The 17,238-nt window shown below is 70.6% G+C and carries 14 protein-coding genes; 3 read left to right on the forward strand and 11 right to left on the reverse strand.

From position 1 onward, the window contains the following. Positions 1–56: 56 nt before the first annotated feature. From prcA to arc, 5 genes are all read right to left on the reverse strand, one after another. On the reverse strand, positions 57–797 hold the full coding sequence (gene prcA / locus Q5694_RS20150; RefSeq protein ID WP_333934566.1) for a proteasome subunit alpha: 741 nt from the start codon (positions 795–797) through the stop codon (positions 57–59). 69 nt (positions 798–866) lie between these two features. After that, complete coding sequence (prcB, locus tag Q5694_RS20155; RefSeq protein ID WP_333934567.1) at positions 867–1,712, reverse strand: proteasome subunit beta; 846 nt, start codon at positions 1,710–1,712, stop codon at positions 867–869. 337 nt (positions 1,713–2,049) lie between these two features. After that, positions 2,050–2,268, reverse strand: a complete 219-nt coding sequence (locus tag Q5694_RS20160) for a ubiquitin-like protein Pup (RefSeq protein ID WP_333934568.1) — start codon at positions 2,266–2,268, stop codon at positions 2,050–2,052. A gap of 178 nt (positions 2,269–2,446) precedes the next feature. After that, positions 2,447–3,958 (reverse strand): depupylase/deamidase Dop, encoded by a 1,512-nt coding sequence (dop, locus tag Q5694_RS20165; RefSeq protein ID WP_443040905.1) that lies wholly within the window; start codon positions 3,956–3,958, stop codon positions 2,447–2,449. 234 nt (positions 3,959–4,192) lie between these two features. Continuing rightward, on the reverse strand, positions 4,193–5,959 hold the full coding sequence (gene arc / locus Q5694_RS20170; RefSeq protein ID WP_094055291.1) for a proteasome ATPase: 1,767 nt from the start codon (positions 5,957–5,959) through the stop codon (positions 4,193–4,195). Between the two features lie 245 nt (positions 5,960–6,204). On the opposite strand from arc, the gene Q5694_RS20175 reads away from it, so the two are divergent. Continuing rightward, positions 6,205–6,510: a ferredoxin gene (locus Q5694_RS20175; RefSeq protein ID WP_333934569.1), complete on the forward strand. Its 306-nt coding sequence runs from the start codon at positions 6,205–6,207 to the stop codon at positions 6,508–6,510. 61 nt (positions 6,511–6,571) lie between these two features. On the opposite strand, the gene Q5694_RS20180 is transcribed toward Q5694_RS20175, so the two are convergent. The 3 genes from Q5694_RS20180 to Q5694_RS20190 form a co-directional block, all read right to left on the reverse strand. Then, complete coding sequence (locus Q5694_RS20180; protein WP_333934570.1) at positions 6,572–7,150, reverse strand: hypothetical protein; 579 nt, start codon at positions 7,148–7,150, stop codon at positions 6,572–6,574. 320 nt (positions 7,151–7,470) lie between these two features. Further along, entirely contained in the window at positions 7,471–8,373 is a 903-nt protein-coding gene (locus tag Q5694_RS20185; protein WP_073933638.1) for a tRNA (adenine-N1)-methyltransferase, read from the reverse strand. A gap of 64 nt (positions 8,374–8,437) precedes the next feature. Further along, positions 8,438–10,066, reverse strand: coding sequence for a site-2 protease family protein (locus Q5694_RS20190; protein ID WP_443040910.1), 1,629 nt, complete (start codon positions 10,064–10,066; stop codon positions 8,438–8,440). A 601-nt stretch (positions 10,067–10,667) separates the two neighbouring features. Between Q5694_RS20190 and Q5694_RS20195 the strand changes: the two genes are divergently transcribed. Both Q5694_RS20195 and Q5694_RS20200 read left to right on the forward strand, forming a co-directional pair. Beyond that, positions 10,668–11,837 (forward strand): RecB family exonuclease, encoded by a 1,170-nt coding sequence (locus tag Q5694_RS20195; RefSeq protein ID WP_443040911.1) that lies wholly within the window; start codon positions 10,668–10,670, stop codon positions 11,835–11,837. Between the two features lie 110 nt (positions 11,838–11,947). Then, on the forward strand, positions 11,948–12,619 hold the full coding sequence (locus tag Q5694_RS20200) for a response regulator (RefSeq protein WP_020141342.1): 672 nt from the start codon (positions 11,948–11,950) through the stop codon (positions 12,617–12,619). 66 nt (positions 12,620–12,685) lie between these two features. On the opposite strand, the gene Q5694_RS20205 is transcribed toward Q5694_RS20200, so the two are convergent. The 3 genes from Q5694_RS20205 to Q5694_RS20215 all read right to left on the reverse strand — a co-directional run bounded on the left by Q5694_RS20205 (position 12,686) and on the right by Q5694_RS20215 (position 17,093). Continuing rightward, positions 12,686–14,272, reverse strand: a complete 1,587-nt coding sequence (locus tag Q5694_RS20205) for an ABC transporter substrate-binding protein (protein WP_333934573.1) — start codon at positions 14,270–14,272, stop codon at positions 12,686–12,688. Between the two features lie 106 nt (positions 14,273–14,378). Further along, positions 14,379–15,983, reverse strand: a complete 1,605-nt coding sequence (locus tag Q5694_RS20210) for an ABC transporter substrate-binding protein (protein WP_333934574.1) — start codon at positions 15,981–15,983, stop codon at positions 14,379–14,381. Between the two features lie 408 nt (positions 15,984–16,391). Next, positions 16,392–17,093 carry an HAD family hydrolase gene (locus Q5694_RS20215; protein ID WP_333934575.1) on the reverse strand — a complete coding sequence of 234 codons (702 nt, stop codon included), beginning with the start codon at positions 17,091–17,093 and terminating at the stop codon, positions 16,392–16,394. Positions 17,094–17,238 lie beyond the last annotated feature (145 nt).

Here is a 17,238-nt window from a genome sequence, read left to right on the forward strand (position 1 = left end):
GGCGAAGGGCCCCGGCCGGAGCCGGGGCCCTTCGCGCGTTCGCGTGTGTGCGCCGCCTACTCGGCGTCCTCCGACGCCGCCTCCGGCGTGCCGCCGCCGTCCGCTCCGAGGAGCCGCGACAGCTGCCGCCCGCTGATCCGCCTGAACTTGCGCTTCTGCGGCCGCGTCCGGTCCAGGACCGCCACCTCCAGCCGCTCCGCGGGGATCTCCCGCTCACTGCCGTTCGTGTCGCGCGACAGCGCCTGGACCGCCAGCTTCAGCGCCTCGGCCAGGGTCATGCCGTCCTGGTGCCGCTGGTCCAGATAGCTGCTGATCTGCTCCGCGTTGCCGCCCACCGCGACCGAGCCGTGCTCGTCGACGATGGACCCGTCGTGCGGCAACCGGTAGATCTGGTCGCCCTCCGGGGTCTCTCCGACCTCGGCGACGACCAGCTCCACCTCGTAGGGCTTCTCGGCCGCGCTGGAGAAGATCGTGCCCAGCGTCTGCGCGTACACGTTCGCCAGGCCGCGGGCCGTCACGTCGGCCCGGTCGTAGGTGTAACCGCGCAGGTCGGCGTAGCGGACGCCGCCGATGCGGAGGTTCTCGTACTCGTTGTACTTGCCGGCGGCCGCGAAGCCGATCCGGTCGTAGATCTCGCTGAACTTGTGCAGCGCGCGGGACGGGTTCTCGCCGACGAACACGATGCCGTCGGCGTACTGCAGCACGACCAGGCTGCGGCCACGGGCGATGCCCTTGCGGGCGTACTCCGCCCGGTCGGCCATCGCCTGCTGGGGTGAGACATAGAACGGCGTCGACACCGGTTATCCGTCCCTCTCTTGAAGATTCCGTCGGTTCACTGGACCACCCTCACGAAGACGGCCGGCCGCTCACAGCAGCGCGGCCCGCGGCCCGTCCGGCTGCTCCAGCCGCCGCTGGAGGACGGAGCGCGCGATCTCGGACGTCTCGTCCTCGGTGAGCCGGCGGAAGCCGTCCTCGGTGATCACGGTGACGATGGGATAGATCCGGCGGGCGACATCGGGACCACCGGTCGCCGAGTCGTCGTCTGCCGCGTCGTAGAGCGCCTGGACCACCAGCGTCGTGGCCTCGGACTCGCTCAGGTCGTCCCGGAAGAGCTTCTTCATCGCGCCGCGCGCGAAGATCGATCCGGACCCGGTGGCCGCGTACCCGTGCTCCTCGGAGCGTCCGCCGGTGACGTCGTAGGAGAAGATGCGGCCCTTGTCCCGGTCGACGTCGTACCCGGCGAACAGCGGGACGACGGCCAGGCCCTGCATGGCCATCCCGAGGTTCGAGCGGATCATCGTCGACAGCCGGTTGGCCTTGCCCTCCAGGGACAGCTGGGCGCCCTCGACCTTCTCGAAGTGCTCCAGCTCCAGCTGGAAGAGCTTGACCATCTCCACGGCCAGGCCCGCCGTCCCGGCGATGCCCACCGCCGAGTACTCGTCGGCGGGGAAGACCTTCTCGATGTCCCGCTGCGCGATGACGTTGCCCATGGTGGCCCGCCGGTCACCGGCGAGGACGACACCGCCGGGGAACGTCACGGCCACGATCGTCGTGCCGTGCGGCGCCTCCACAGCACCCTGCACGGGCGGCAACTTCTTGTTGCCCGGCAGCAGTTCCGGCTGGTGATCGGAGAGGAAGTCCATGAAGGAGGAAGAGCCTGGCGTCAGGAAGGCAGCTGGTAGACGCCCGGTGCTGCGAGTGTTGGCTTCCACGCGATTCCTTCCACGTATGCGACAGCCCGCCCTGTGACGTCGGGCCGATCCTTGGTACAACCCCGGTCCGGCTGCGACCGGGGGCGCGGTATGCCTCGGACCCTACCCGTCCTTCGGCGGTGATCCACATGCCCGGCGCAACCAACTGCGCCGGGGTGACGCCGCATTCGCCCGCCGCGTGGAGGCCGGCGGGCCGGCGGGCTCCGGACGCCCCCGGCGCCCGGAGCGCCGCACACGGGAGCACGAGGTCACCCACTGCCCCGTGCGCAGCGCTCCGCGCCCCGCCCGTCCGTCACCCGTGCCCCTCGCCCGCCTGCGGGGCGAGGGATCGGGCCCCTTACTGGCCGCCCTTTTGCACGAAGGACCGCACGAAGTCCTCTGCGTTCTCCTCGAGGACGTCGTCGATCTCGTCGAGGACCGAGTCGACGTCGTCGCTCAGCTTCTCCTGACGCTCCTTGAGGTCCTCGGAGCCCTGCGCCTCCGCAGACTGCTCCTCGACCTCCTCGGTGGACCGGGTGGCCTTCTGCTGTCCGCCGCCGGTGTCCTTGGTCGCCATATCCCTCACCCCGCTCGGTTCGCCCGACACAGTTGCTCGGTCAAGATCAGACCCTACTCGCCGGGTCTGACAACGGCCCCGCAGTTGCTCCAACGTACGGGGGCCATCTCGATGATTCCCGGACCCGGGATTTTCCACCCTGTCCGGCGGGCCCCGCCCGGGTACCCACGCACCGCGCTCATCCCCCCGACAGGACCCTGACCAGGTCTTCCGCGGTGCGGCAGCGGTCCAGGAGCTCCTTGACGTGATTACGCGTTCCGCGAAGCGGTTCCAGGGTTGGAACGCGCTGCAGGGAGTCCCGGCCGGGCAGGTCGAAGATCACCGAGTCCCAGGAGGCCGCCGCGACGTCGTCCGCGTACTGCTCGAGGCAGCGGCCGCGGAAGTAGGCCCGGGTGTCCTCCGGGGGCGAGGTGCGCGCCCGCTCCACGTCCGCCTCGTCCAGCAGCCGCTTCATGCGGCCGCGGGCCACCAGACGGTTGTACAGGCCCTTCTCGGGCCGCACGTCGGCGTACTGGAGGTCGACGAGGTGCAGCCGGGCGGCGTCCCAGTCGAGGCTGTCCCTCCGCCGGTAGCCCTCCATCAGCTCCCGCTTGGCGACCCAGTCCAGCTCGCCGGCCAGACTCATCGGGTCGTGCTCCAGACGGGTGAGGGTGTCCTCCCAGCGCGACAGGACGTCCTTGGTCTGCTCGTCCGCGTCGGCGCCGTAGCGTTCCTCCACGTACTTGCGGGCCAGCTCGTAGTACTCCATCTGGAGCTGGACCGCGGTGAGCGTCCGGCCGCTGCGGAGCGTGACCAGCCGCTTGAGCGACGGGTCGTGCGAGACCTGGTGCAGGGTGCGCACGGGCTGGTCGACGGCCAGGTCGACGGCGATGAAGCCGTCCTCGATCATCGACAGCACCAGCGCGGTCGTGCCCAGCTTCAGATACGTCGAGATCTCGGAGAGGTTCGCGTCGCCGATGATGACGTGCAGCCGCCGGTACCTCTCGGCGTCGGCGTGCGGCTCGTCCCGGGTGTTGATGATCGGGCGCTTGAGCGTGGTCTCCAGGCCGACCTCGACCTCGAAGTAGTCCGCCCGCTGGCTCAGCTGGAAGCCGTGCTCGTGCCCGTCCTGGCCGATGCCGACGCGGCCCGCGCCGGTGACGACCTGGCGGGAGACGAAGAAGGGCGTCAGGTGGCGCACGATGTCCGAGAAGGGGGTCTCCCGCTTCATCAGGTAGTTCTCGTGCGTGCCGTAGGACGCGCCCTTGTTGTCGGTGTTGTTCTTGTACAGGTGGATCGGCTGGGCACCGGGCAGCTGGGCGGCCCGTTCCGCGGCCTCCGCCATGATCCGCTCGCCGGCCTTGTCCCACAGGACCGCGTCCCGCGGACTGGTCACCTCGGGAGAGCTGTACTCGGGGTGGGCGTGATCGACGTAGAGCCGCGCACCGTTGGTGAGGATCACGTTGGCCAGGCCGATGTCCTCGTCGGTGAGCTGGCTGGAGTCGGCGGCCTCACGGGCGAGGTCGAAGCCTCGCGCGTCCCGCAGCGGGTTCTCCTCCTCGAAGTCCCAGCGGGCCCGGCGGGCCCGGTGCATCGCCGCCGCGTAGGCGTTCACGATCTGGGACGAGGTGAGCATGGCATTGGCGTTGGGGTGGCCGGGGACGGAGATCCCGTACTCCGTCTCGATACCCATTACTCGCCGTACGGTCATGCGGCCCTCCTTGCCCGGCGGCACCCTCGGTCGTGGGCGCCACTCAGATACCGCTGGCGCTCGGTTGCGTGTGCGGTGCCCGTCCCCGCACTGCGCGACTCGGCGGTACGGAAGAGCCTAGAACGCCTTTGCGCTGGTGGGGAGATCATTTGCGTCATTGCGTTGCTCCAGCCGTGGCCCGAAAAGCAGTCGGCTGCGGGTACCCGCGAAGGGCACCCGCAGCCGCCCTGCCTTTTACAGGTACTGACCGGTGTTCGCCACCGTGTCGATGGAGCGTCCGGTGTCCGCGCCCTGCTTTCCGGTGATGAGCGTACGGATGTACACGATCCGCTCGCCCTTCTTTCCGGAGATCCGGGCCCAGTCGTCCGGGTTGGTGGTGTTGGGCAGGTCCTCGTTCTCCTTGAACTCGTCCACACAGGCCTGGAGGAGGTGGGAGACGCGCAGACCCTTCTGGTTCTTCTCGAGGAAGTCCTTGATCGCCATCTTCTTGGCACGGCCCACGATGTTCTCGATCATGGCGCCGGAATTGAAGTCCTTGAAGTACAGGACTTCCTTGTCACCGTTGGCGTAGGTGACCTCCAGGAAGCGGTTCTCCTCGGATTCCGCGTACATGTGCTCCACGGCCGTCTGGATCATGTTCTGGACCGTGGCGCCCTTGTCGCCGCCGTGCTCGCCGAGGTCGTCGGAGTGCAGCGGGAGGCGCTCGGTGAGGTACTTGCCGAAGATGTCCTTGGCGGCCTCAGCGTCCGGACGCTCGATCTTGATCTTCACGTCCAGCCGGCCGGGGCGCAGGATGGCCGGGTCGATCATGTCCTCACGGTTGGAGGCACCGATCACGACCACGTTCTGCAGGCCCTCCACACCGTCGATCTCGGCGAGCAGCTGCGGGACGATGGTGTTCTCCACGTCCGAGCTGACACCGGAGCCGCGGGTGCGGAAGAGGGACTCCATCTCGTCGAAGAAGACGATGACGGGCGTGCCCTCGCTGGCCTTCTCACGAGCCCGCTGGAAGACGAGGCGGATCTGCCGCTCCGTCTCACCGACGTACTTGTTGAGCAGCTCGGGGCCCTTGATGTTGAGGAAGAAGCTCTTGCCTGCGGCCTGGCCGGTCACCTCGGCGACCTTCTTGGCCAGCGAGTTCGCCACGGCCTTGGCGATGAGCGTCTTGCCGCATCCGGGGGGCCCGTACAGCAGCACGCCCTTCGGCGGCCGCAGTTCGTGCTCCTTGAACAGGTCCGGGTAGAGGTACGGCAGCTCGACCGCGTCGCGGATGGCCTCGATCTGGCCGCCGAGACCGCCGATCTGCTCGTAGCCGATGTCGGGGACCTCTTCGAGGACGAGCTCCTCGACCTCGCTCTTGGGCACGACCTCGTAGACGTAGCCGGAGCGGGGTTCGAGCAGGAGGGCGTCGCCGGGGCGGATGGTGACGTCCAGCAGCGGCTCGGCGAGCCGCACCACCCGCTCCTCGTCGGTGTGCCCGAGCACCAGGGCCCGCTCGCCGTCCTCGAGGATCTCCTTGAGGGTCACGATGTCACCGACGCGCTCGAACTCCATGGCCTCGACCACGTTGAGCGCTTCGTTCAGCATTACTTCCTGGCCGCGCCGGAGCTCTTCGAGCTCGACGCTGGGACTGACGTTCACCCTGAGCTTGCGGCCGCCGGTGAAGATGTCGGCGGTACCGTCCTCGTTCGCCGTCAGGAAGACACCGAAGCCGGCCGGCGGCTGTGCGAGCCGGTCGACTTCCTCCTTGAGGGCCACGATCTGGTCGCGGGCCTCACGGAGCGTGTTGGCGAGTCGCTCGTTCTGCGCGGACACGCCGGCCAGATTGGTCTGCAGCTCGACGATCCGCTCTTCGAGAATCCTCGTGTGTCGCGGAGAGTCGGCGAGCTTGCGTCGCAGGACGGCGATCTCCTGCTCAAGGTAGGCGATCTGCCCGGCCGGGTCGTCGGACCCGCGTCCCGGGCGGATGCCGCGGTTCATGTCGTCGTCGTGGGCTGCCACGGTCCTCACCTCCTCCAAGGGGAGCTGGACGCTTCCAGACCCTACCTGGGCGGGTGTCGATTGAAACCCCTAGATCACAAAGACGGTCGGGGTGTGTCCGATCTTCACCCTTGCGCTCTCCCTCACGCCAGGGGAATACCCAGCGAACATGATTGGAACCCAGCCCCAGGTAGGGTCGAAGCGTTCAACACCCGTCGGAGCTGGCCGGATTCCCGGTGCGCCACGGCGGAGAAACGGCAGGAGAGATGAGCGTGCAGCAGGAAGCCGACGTCGCCGGGGAGGCGCTGGAGGTCTGGATCGACCAGGACCTGTGCACCGGCGACGGCATCTGCGCCCAGTACGCGCCCGAGGTGTTCGAGCTGGACATCGACGGTCTGGCCTATGTGAAGAGCGCCGAGGACGAGTTGCTCCAGGAGAAGGGGGCGACGACGCCGGTCCCGCTGCCGCTCCTCACCGATGTGATCGACTCGGCGAAGGAGTGTCCGGGCGAGTGCATCCACGTGCGTCGGGTTTCGGACAGGGCGGAAGTCTACGGACCGGACGCAGAGTGACCAGTTCTGCACACTCCGTGACCGCTGTCCTGATTCCTCACACGCTTCCGCCGCCTCGTCCTCACACGCTGCGCGCACCGGCCGGCGTGGAGCGGACGAACGCGCCGTCGTGCCAACGCCATTTCACGTCGCTCTTCTCGTCGGGGCAGCAACGGGGCACGTCCGCCGACGAGTAGCCGAGCAGAGTCGCCGTCACGGCACCGCCGCGCACGGCGAAGTCGCCGACCGTGGTGCCGTCCGCGGGGTCGAGCAGGGTGGCCACCACCCGCGCCTTGCCGCTGCCGGCGTCCCGGGTGAGGACGTACACGCCGTCGGGCGGGGTGCCCATCGGGGAGTCGCAGTGGACGACGGCCACCGTCTCGGGGCGGCCGTCGCCGTCGAGGTCCGCGGACGCCTTCTTCTGCACGACGGCCTTCACCGGACCGCACTCGAGCGGGAACGTCACGGCGGCGGGATCGGGCGGTGCCGCGTACGCCGGGACGCTCCTGGTCCCGGACGCGTCCGGCTGGGCGGCCGTGGCCGCGCCCGGCTGCAGGACCGAGGAGAGGGCCACCACAGCGGCCAGGGCCGTGGCGGTGGCGAGCCAGTGGATGGGGCGGGTGTGCGTGTGGGCGAGCTCCGGAACGGCGGAAGGCTGCACTAGGAGGATCTCCTGAGGGCTGTGCCGGTGGGATGGCCACGATGGTGCCACACGTCACATCCGCAGGGAACGGCGGGGTGTGCGCGTCCTGCGGCGGGGAAGTGAGAAGGGTTGGCTTCCTGCCGCCGTGTCAGAGGTCCGCGCGAGCGCGGCCCTCGGTACGCGGCGCGCTGCGGGCGCTTCGGCCTTCCCCGCGGGTCAACGGTCTTCTCCGCGGATTCACCCGGGGTGGCAACGGAGAGGCGCCGTGGCCGAGTTCCGGTTCGTCATCCCGGAACTCGGCCACGGCGCCCGCGCGTTGGGTGCGGTGACGGGTCGCGTCAGCGGGCGGCGCCGCCGTCGGCGTTGGGGCCGGCGTAGTCCTCGCCGTAGGCGCCCTTGGCGGGGCGGCGGCGGCGCATCGGCGGCTCGACGCCGTCCGCGAGGCGGCGGGCGGTGAGCAGGAAGCCGGTGTGGCCGATCATCCGGTGGTCCGGACGGACGGCCAGGCCCTCGATGTGCCAGTTGCGGATCATGGTCTCCCAGGAGGTCGGCTCGTTGAAGCAGCCGATCTCACGGATGGACTCCACGGTCCGGGCGAGCTGGGTGGTGGTCGCGACGTAGCAGCACAGGATGCCGCCGGGGACCAGCGCCTTGGAGACGGCCTCCAGGCACTCCCAGGGGGCGAGCATGTCGAGGATGACGCGGTCGACGTCGGTGTCGGACAGGTTGTCCTGCAGGTCGCCGACGGTGAGCTGCCAGGCGGGGTGCGGACCGCCGAAGTAGCGCTCCACGTTCTGCCGCGCGATGTCGGCGAAGTCCTCGCGGCGCTCGTAGGAGTGCAGCATGCCCTGGTCGCCGATGGCGCGCAGCAGGAAGCTGCTGAGCGAGCCGGAGCCGACGCCGGCCTCCACGACGCGCGCGCCGGGGAAGATGTCGGCGAAGGCGAGGATCTGCCCCGCGTCCTTCGGGTAGACGACGGCTGCCCCGCGGGGCATGGACAGGACGTAGTCGGGGAGCAGGGGGCGCAGCGCGAGGTAGGCGACGTTTCCCGTGGTGCGGACAACGCTGCCCTCGGGAGCGCCGATCAGTTCGTCGTGCGGGAAGGAACCCTTGTGGGTGTGGAAGTTCTTCCCGGCCTCGAGCGTGAACGTGTAGTGGCGGCCCTTGGGGTCGGTCAGCTGAACCTGGTCCCCGACCTTGAAGGGCCCGCGCCTGCGGGCGGCACCGGTCGGTTCGGACATGTGACCAGCCTACCGGCCCCGGAGGGACCCGCCGACCACCCGTGGGGCCACCGGGCCGCCGGTCCTACGAAGGCCGTGCCATCGCCTTGACGAAGGCCCGCTCGACGTCGGCCGCCGACAGGACGCCGTAGATCTCGCCGGTCTCCTCCACCACCAGGTACTCGGTCGCGGGGGTGGCGCGCAGGGCGTCCAGGAGTTCCTCGCCGGACAGTTCCGCGGAGACGCGCATGCCGTCCGTGAGGTCCTGGGCGAGGCCGCTGACCGCGACCCACGGGCGGCGGTGCTCCGGTACGCCGACGATGGCGGCCTCGCGCACGAGGGAGAGGGGCTGACCGTCGGCGTCGACCACGACCAGGGCGCGGGCCCCGGCGGCGTTGGCGCGGCGCAGGGCCTCCGAAAGCGGGGTGTCGCCCTCGACCGGGACCGCGCGCCGGGTGAGGGTGCGGGCGCGCAGCTCGGGCAGGTGCTCGCGCAGGCGCGCCATGCGCAGGCTGTTGCCGGCGCCGGTCCAGATGATCGCAGCGAGGATCGCGGCGAGCAGGGCGTCCAGGACGGTGTCCATGCCGACGTTGTCCACGGCGTCGGTGCCGAGGGCGCCGGACTGGGTCAGCAGGGGCAGCCCGATCAGCACGGAGACGGCGAGGGCGCGGCCGACCCAGGCGGCGGCGACGGTGCCGGTCATCGGCTTGCCGGTGATCTTCCAGACGACGGCGCGCAGCATCCGGCCGCCGTCGAGGGGCAGGCCCGGCAGCAGGTTGAAGGCGGCCACGATGAGGTTGGAGATCATCAGGCCGGCCAGCAGCACGCCCGGGACGGTGGCCGGCTCCACCACCTGCATGGCGGCGTAGAAGACGCCGGACAGGACGAGGGAGAGCAGCGGTCCGACGAAGGCGAGCACGAACTCCCGGCCGGGGGTCTCGGCCTCCTTCTCGATCTCGGAGACGCCGCCGAAGAACTGGAGCTGGATGCGGCGGACGGGGAGCTTGAAGCGGAGGGCGGCGACCGTGTGGGCCAGTTCGTGCACCAGTACGGAGGCGTAGAAGGCCACGGCGAAGAACAGGGAGACCAGGTAGCGCGAGGCGCCGAGCTCGGGCAGGACGCGCTCGAGCTGACCGCCGAACACCCAGGTGATCAGCGCGGCGACGAGGAACCAGCTGGGCGCGACGTAGACCGGCACCCCGAAGGGCCTGCCCATGAGCAGCCCGCCGCGGGGCTCCGGCCGCTGCGGGGCGGGCCCCTTGCCGTCGCCGGGGCCGCCGTGGTCCCCACCGGCGTAGGCCCGCTCGGGGTGGGCGTCCCTCTCCGGGTGGGCGTCGCCCTCGGGAGGCCGGGGTCCCTGGGACTTGTGGAGGCCGGGTGCCGAGGAGGGGGCGCCGGTCCGGCTGTCGCTCTGCGGCGTACGACGGCCGTCCGCATCGGCAGCGGCGGGGTTCGCCGCGGGGCCGACGGTGCCGGTCCGGTCGTGCGGGTCACCCGGGGGGTGCGCGTCGCCCCGCGGGAGTGCGCCGCCCTGCGGGAGTGCGTCGCCCTGCGGGAGTGCGTCGCCCTGTGGGTCGCGGGTGCCGGGAGCACGGTCGGTGGCGGAGAGGACGCCGGGGGTGGCGCGTTCGCCGGTGGCAGGGGGCGGGGTGACGGCGTCCGGGAAAGCGCCGGCCGCGGACGGGCCGCTCGGCACCTGCCGCCCGGCGGACACCGCTTCGGCGGGCCGCGTCGGCGGCGCGGGGCGGGATGCAGGGCCCTCGTCCTCAACTTGCCGCGGTTCGGGCCGGGCCGGCGGCTGCTCGGTGTCCGCCGGGTCCGGCGCGGAACCGGCCGGCGGGGACGCCTCGGTGGGCTGGTGGGGCCGGGGGCCGACCGCGTGGCCGGCTTCGGGGTGGTCGTCCTCGACGTGCCGTTCGGCCGGGACGCGTTCGTCGGCGGCGGGCCGGTCGGTGGCCCGGGGCGCAAGCCCCGCGTGGCGCTCGGCCGACTCGTCGTTGCCGGACCGCGGCCGCCCGTGCCCGCCGCTCTCGTCCACCGGTGTCCCCTCGTTCGAAGCGTCTCCCGCGCCTGCCGGACGGGAGGGTCTCGAGTCGATGGTATGCGTCAGCCGAGGCGCGTTCCGCCCCGGCACCCCTGTGTTTCCCGTACGTCGACCTCCCCTGCAGGCTTCCCTCACGAACGCCTGTGGGTCGCTGTCGGTGCCGGGCCGTATGGTCTGGGGCATGGAGACGAGCACCGAGGGCGCCGCGCAGCCCGGGACCGGCCCCGGCGCGGCGGCGGACCCACCGGCCCCGGCAGGGCCCGCCGAGCCGATGTCCGCCGCAGTGGCGACCGCCGACGACGCACCGGCCGGACCTGCGGCGACGCGGGCTGACGCCGCGGCCGCGAGCGGGGCGGCGGTCGCGGACGGCGGGCCCGGAACCGCGGCGAACTCCGCAGACGCGTCGGGCACGGCCGAGGTGACTGCCGGCGAGACGGCGGCCGGCACTGCGGCGACGCCCGGGGGTGCGGCGGCCGGCGCCGAGAGGGCGGTCCGGGGCGCGGCCGGCGCGGAGCAGGTCCCGGTGGAGGCCGACGCCGTGCGGACCGTCGCGGAGGCCGCGGCCGAGACCGCGGCCGTCAGCGAGCTGGTGACCGGGTCCGCCGCGCTGCCTCCCGCCTCGCTGTCCCCCTCGCGTGCGAGCGACTTCATGCAGTGCCCGCTGCTCTACCGCTTCCGGGTCATCGACCGGCTGCCGGAGAAGCCGAGCGAGGCCGCGACCCGGGGCACCCTGGTGCACGCGGTCCTGGAGCGCCTGTTCGACGCCCCGGCGGGCGAGCGCACGCCGCCGCGGGCCAAGTCGCTGATCCCCGGCCAGTGGGACCGGCTGCGCGCGTCGCGCCCGGAGGTCGGGGAGCTGTTCGCCGACGATCCCGAGGGCGAGCGGCTGGCGCGCTGGCTGGGCGAGGCCGAGCAGCTCGTCGAGCGCTGGTTCACCCTGGAGGACCCCAGCCGGCTGGAACCGGCCGAGCGGGAGCTGTTCGTCGAGACGGAGCTGGAGTCGGGGCTGCGGCTGCGCGGCATCATCGACCGGGTCGACGTGGCGCCCACGGGCGAGGTCCGGATCGTCGACTACAAGACCGGCAAGGCACCCCGCCCCGAGTACTCCGAGGGCGCCCTGTTCCAGATGAAGTTCTACGCCCTGGTCGTCTGGCGGCTGAAGAACGTGGTGCCGCGCCGGCTCCAGCTGGTGTACCTCGGCAGTGGCCAGGTGCTGACGTACGACCCGGTGCCGGCCGATCTGGAGCGGGTCGAGCGCAAGTTGCTGGCGCTGTGGGACGCGATCCGGCTCGCGACCGAGACGGGCGACTGGCGGCCGCGGCCCACGAAGCTGTGCGGATGGTGCGACCACCAGGCGCACTGCCCGGAGTTCGGGGGCACTCCCCCGCCCTACCCGCTGCCGGTGCGCGCGGCGGAGGTACCGGCACGCCCGCTGCCATGAGGGCGGCACGTCCGCTGCCATGAGGGCGGCACGTCCGCTGCCGTGAGGGCGGCTGAGTCCGGCGGGCCCGCGCAGGGCAGAATGGGGCCGGACTAGCGAAGGAGACTCACGTGGCCATCCGCGTCCTACTCGTCGACGACCAGCCGCTGCTCCGGACGGGCTTCCGGATGATCCTGGAGGCCGAGCAGGACATCGCGGTCGTCGGCGAGGCCGGAGACGGCCTCCAGGCGCTCGACCAGGTGCGGGCCCTGCAGCCCGACGTGGTCCTGATGGACATCCGCATGCCGCGGATGGACGGCGTGGAGGCGACCCGGCAGATCACCGGCCCCGGGCGCGACGGCCCGGCGAAGGTGCTGGTGCTCACCACCTTCGACCTCGACGAGTACGTCGTGGAGGCGCTGCGGGCCGGGGCGAGCGGCTTCCTGCTGAAGGACGCGCCCGCCAACGAGCTGGTGCAGGCCATCCGGGTCGTGGCCGCGGGCGAGGCGATGCTCGCGCCGAGCATCACGCGCCGGCTGCTCGACAAGTACGCCACGCACCTGCCCTCGGGCGACGAGCCGGTGCCGGACACGCTGCACACGCTGACCGACCGGGAGGTCGAGGTGCTGAAGCTGGTGGCGCGCGGGCTGTCCAACGCCGAGATCGCCGCGGACCTGTTCGTCAGCGAGACCACCGTCAAGACGCACGTGGGTCACGTGCTGACCAAGCTGGGTCTGCGCGACCGCGTGCAGGCGGCGGTGTACGCCTACGAGTCCGGGCTGGTGCGCCCCGGGGCACAGTAGCCCGGACCCCAGACACGAAAGGGCCGCCCCCTGCCGGTGCAGGGGGCGGCCCTTTCATGTGTGGGGTCAGGCGTCGTCCTTGCTCAGCTCCCAGAAGCGGAACACGGTGGACGCGTCGAGGCAGTACTCCAGGCCGTAGACGCCGTCGCGGACGACCGCGTACTGCTTGGCCTGCCACACCGGCAGGACGGGGAGTTCGTCGGCGACGATGTCCTGCAGCTCGCCGAACTCCTTGTCGGTCGCACCCCGGTTGGTCAGGGCCGCGGTGCGCGGGACGAGCGAACCGGTGATCGTGCTGTTGTCGTAGTTGTTGTTCAGCACGTTGCCCTTGCCGAAGAAGGGGGCCGTGAAGTTGTCGGCGTCCGGGTAGTCAGGCACCCAGCCCTTGACGTAGACGCCGTACTTGCCTGCGGCGATGTCCTTCTCGTACTGGCCGAAGGGGACCGACTTGACGCTCGCCTCGAACAGGCCGCTCGCGTTGAGCTGGCCGGCGATGGCCTTGAGTTCCTGGTCGGTGGCCGGGCCGTAGCGGACGGGGGTGGACCAGAGGGTGAGCTTCACCTTGCCGGTGATGCCGTCCTCGCGCAGCGCCTCCTTGGCCTTGGCCGTGGAGGGGCGGGCCCCGTACTTGTCGAAGAAGGCCGTGTTGTGGCCGGCGATACCGGCCGGGACGATCGAGTACAGCGGGGTCGCGGTGCCCTGGTAGACGTCCTGGATGAGGGCTTCGCGGTCGATCAGGTGGGCGACGGCCCTGCGGACGCCGAGCTTCCCGGCGACCGGGTGGTCCATGTTGAACACCAGGTGCTGGACCTCGGCGCTGCTGCCCTCGACGACCTCGACGCCGGTGCCGTCGTCGGCCTTCTCCATGTCGGCGATGTCGCCCGCGGTGAGACCGCGGTAGGCGATGTCGACGTCCTCGTCCTGGACGGCCCGCTTGAGGGCGGCCTGGTCACCGTTGAAGAACTTGAGGGTCACGCCGGTGTTCTTCACCTCGGCGGTGCCCTTGTAGTTCTCGTTGACCGCGAAGACGGCCTGCTTGTCGTCGATCGACTCGAGCCGGTACGGGCCGGAGCCGACGGCCTCGCCGTCCTTGCGCAGCGCGTCCGCGTCGTACGAGCGGTGGTCGACGATGGAGCCGGCACCGGAGGCGATCTTGCTCGGGAAGGTGGCGTCGGCCGTGTTGAGCCGGAAGACGACCGTCCTGTCGTCCGGGGTCTCGACCTTCTCCAGCGTGGGGAACATGATCGCGGGCCCGTCGGGGTCGTTGATCTTCAGCATGCGGTCGAAGGAGAACTTGACGTCCTCGGAGGTGAGGGCGTCACCGTTGCTGAACTTGAGGCCGTCCTTGAGCGTGCACTTGTAGACCGTGGTCTGCGTGTCGGTGAAGGCACAGCTCTCGGCGGCCTCCGGCTGGGGCTCGGTGGCGCCCTTGGGGAAGCTCAGCAGCGACTGGAAGACGTTGTTGAACAACAGCCAGGAGCCCGGGTCGTAGCCGGAGGCGGGGTCGGTGGCCAGGACGTCGTCGGACATCCCCACCACCACGTTGGAGCCGTCCCCCGCACTGTCCCCGGTCTCCGTGCCGCAGCCGGTCAGCAGGCCGGAGGCGAGTCCCGCCACGATCGGCAGGACCGGCCACTGGTTGCGTATGTTCACGTGTGTGCCTTGTCGTCGGTTCTCGAGAGCACCCGGAGCATGTCCCCGGCCCCGGGCACGGCTCCCCGGGGCCGCGGTCACAGGCCCCGGGGTTCCGGTGGGTCCGTCAGCCGCTCACGCCTCGGCCGAGCTCCCAGAGCTGCAGCGTGGAGGAGGAGTTGAGGGCGTAGGCGGTACCCGTGATGTCGTCGCGTGCGGCGATGTACTGCTTGCCCTGCCACAGCGGCAGTACGGGTACGTCACCGGCGACGATGTCCTGAATGTCGGTCAGGCTGCCGGAGGCGGACAGCCGGTCCGCCTCGCGGCGGGACTCCGGGATCAGATCGTTGCGGATCCGGCTGTTGGCGTACGGCGAGCCGAGCGTGTTGTCGGCGTCGAGGAACGGCGCGAGGAAGTTGTCGGCGTCGGGGAAGTCCGGGAACCAGCCCATGCCGTAGACGTCGTACTCGCCCTTCTTCTCGGCCGGGCGGAAGGTGTCCCAGGGAGTGCCCTTGATGTCGACCCGGAACAGGCCGCTGGAGTTCAGCTGCTCGCGCAGGACCTCGAACTCCTTCTTGGTGGCCGGGCCGTAGTGGTCGGTGGTGTAGTGCAGCGTCAGCTTCACCGGGGTGGTCACGTCGGCCTGTTGGAGCAGGGTCCGGGCCTTGGTGACGCTGGGCTCGCCGTACTTGTTGAAGAACGAGTTGGAGTGGCCGGTGACGCTGGCCGGGACCAGCGAGTACAGCGGCTCGGCCTGGGAGCCGTAGACCTTGGAGACCAGGGCGCTGCGGTTGACGACCTGGGCCATCGCCTGGCGCACGGCCTTGGACTTGACCGTGGGGGCGTCCGTGTTGAAGCCCAGGTAGCGGATCTCCAGGCCGGGCATCTCGACCAGGTCGATGTCGGAGTCCGTGCCGGCGGAGAGCTTGCGGATCTGGTCGGGCGACATCGTGCGGGTCATCAGGTCGATGTCGGCCTTGTCCAGGGCCTCGCCCATGGAGTCGGTGTCCTTGAAGGAGACCATGTCGACCCTGTCGTTGTTCACCTTCAGACTCCCCTGGTAATCGGGGTTCTTGGTGAACTCGGCCCGCACCAGCTCGTTGTTCTCGACGACGGGCTTGAAGGTGTAGGGGCCGGAGCCCGACAGCTCGAAGCCGTCGCGCAGCTCGCCCTTGGGGTAGTCGTCCGGGTCGAGGATTCCGGCCACCGGCGTCGACAGTTTGTACGGGAAGGTCGCGTCGGCCGTCTTGAGGTGGAAGATGACCTCGCGGTCGCCCTGCGTCTCGACGGTGTCGATCGTGGACAGCAGGGCGAAGACGCCGCTGTCGGCCTTCAGGGAGCGGGCACGGTCGATGGAGTACTTCACGTCGGCCGCGGTGACGGCGTCGCCGTTGGCGAACTTCAGGCCGTCGCGCAGGGTGCAGGCGTAGCGCTCGTTGCCGGTGTCGGTGAAGCCGCAGCGCTCGGCCGCCTCGGGGACCGGCTCGCCCTCGCCGCGCGGCTGGATCATCAGGGTCTGCACGGTCTGGCGGAGGATGTTCCAGGTGCCGACGTCGTAGGAGTACGCCGGGTCCAGGGGCGCCGGGGCCTCCTTCGAGGCGGTGAACCGGTCCGTGGTGCCGACGACGATCGCGTCGCTGTCCCCGCTCCCGCTGTCGGACCCGCCACAGGCGGCGAGCACCGGCGCGAGCAGACCGATCACGGCCGGCAGCACCAAAGTCTTGCGGTTCATGCTCGAGTTTCTCCAGAGCTGTCGACTCCGTGTACCCGGCATGCAGGGGTGGCGCAGCGGATCACGGGATGGGGCGATGTTCTCGCCTTGAGATTAGTCCGGGCCGGCAGGAGGGTTCGCAGCCACCGGAGTTGAGAGCCCATCACGCTGCGGAACCGGGTGTGGACGCACCGAAAACCCGACAGCGGAAGCTTTGGTGCAGCGTCCCACCAATCGGGACACAAGGGCGCGCCGACGACCCCCCGGAGGGGGTGTGCAGCACATGCCCGTCCCACTGTCGACCCCGGCCCGCGTGGGGAACGTCACACCCCGGACCAGGTTCGGTGGTACGCGAATTCGGCCATCCGGAGAGGTTCGAATTCACCTTCGGAATTCCCACCCTAACCCCGTTGCACGCTGGGTGAACACCTAGCGCATTTCCGTCATCAGTCCCTGCAGAAATGCCAGGTCGACCTCTTCCAGGGTGCCGACGACCGTGCGCCGCAGGGCCGGCTGGATCGGGGCGACCGAGGGCACCACCACGACATGGCAGCCGGCGGCCTCGGCCGCGGCGACGCCGGTCGCGGTGTCCTCGATGACGGCGCACCGGGCCGGGTCCGCGCCGAGTCCGGCGGCGGCCGCCAGGTACGGGTCGGGGTGCGGCTTGGTGCGCGGCACCTCGTCACCCGCGACCGTCAGACGGAAGTGGTGGGCTCCGAGGGAGGTGAGCACCCGGTCGATGATGCGCCGGTGGGAGGCGGAGACGAGGGCCGTGGGGATCTCGTACTCGTGCAGCTCGGCCAGCAACCGCCCGGCGCCGGGCATCAGCGGCAGAGTGCTGCCGATGCGCTTCTCGAAGCCGTCGTTGAGCAGGACCGAGAGCTCGTCGAGGGTGATGTCGGCGCCTGTGGCCTCGATCAGGAACCCCGCGCTGCGGGTCATGGGGCCGCCGACCACGACATGGCGCCAGGACTCGTCGAGCGTGTGGCCGAGGGAGGCGAAGACCTCGACCTCGACGTCCCACCAGAAGCCCTCCGTGTCCACCAGGGTGCCGTCCATGTCGAGGAGCACGGCCTGCAGGGCCGACCCTTCGGCCGTCCGGGTGCCGAGCGCGGGGACCGTACTGGTCATCCACCTACCTCCTTGAGGGACGATCAGGCCGGCTCCCACGAAGGGAGCCGGCCTGCAGTGGACCGACCAGTCTACGTCGTGCGCGACGGAAGTGCCTCGTTCGGCGGCTGTGCCCCCGCGCACACGGGCCCCGCAAGGGTTTCTC

The sequence above is a fragment of the Streptomyces sp. AHA2 genome (assembly GCF_036857595.1).
GTDB lineage: Bacteria > Actinomycetota > Actinomycetes > Streptomycetales > Streptomycetaceae > Streptomyces.

Coding starts and splice junctions, on each gene's coding strand:
- Q5694_RS20195 (WP_443040911.1), top strand. CDS start 10,668: ATGTCCGCCGCAGTGGCGACCGCCGACGACGCACCGGCCGGACCTGCG.
- Q5694_RS20210 (WP_333934574.1), bottom strand. CDS start 15,983: ATGAACCGCAAGACTTTGGTGCTGCCGGCCGTGATCGGTCTGCTCGCG.
- dop (WP_443040905.1), bottom strand. CDS start 3,958: ATGACCGTACGGCGAGTAATGGGTATCGAGACGGAGTACGGGATCTCC.
- Q5694_RS20185 (WP_073933638.1), bottom strand. CDS start 8,373: ATGTCCGAACCGACCGGTGCCGCCCGCAGGCGCGGGCCCTTCAAGGTC.
- Q5694_RS20215 (WP_333934575.1), bottom strand. CDS start 17,093: ATGACCAGTACGGTCCCCGCGCTCGGCACCCGGACGGCCGAAGGGTCG.
- Q5694_RS20160 (WP_333934568.1), bottom strand. CDS start 2,268: ATGGCGACCAAGGACACCGGCGGCGGACAGCAGAAGGCCACCCGGTCC.
- Q5694_RS20175 (WP_333934569.1), top strand. CDS start 6,205: ATGAGCGTGCAGCAGGAAGCCGACGTCGCCGGGGAGGCGCTGGAGGTC.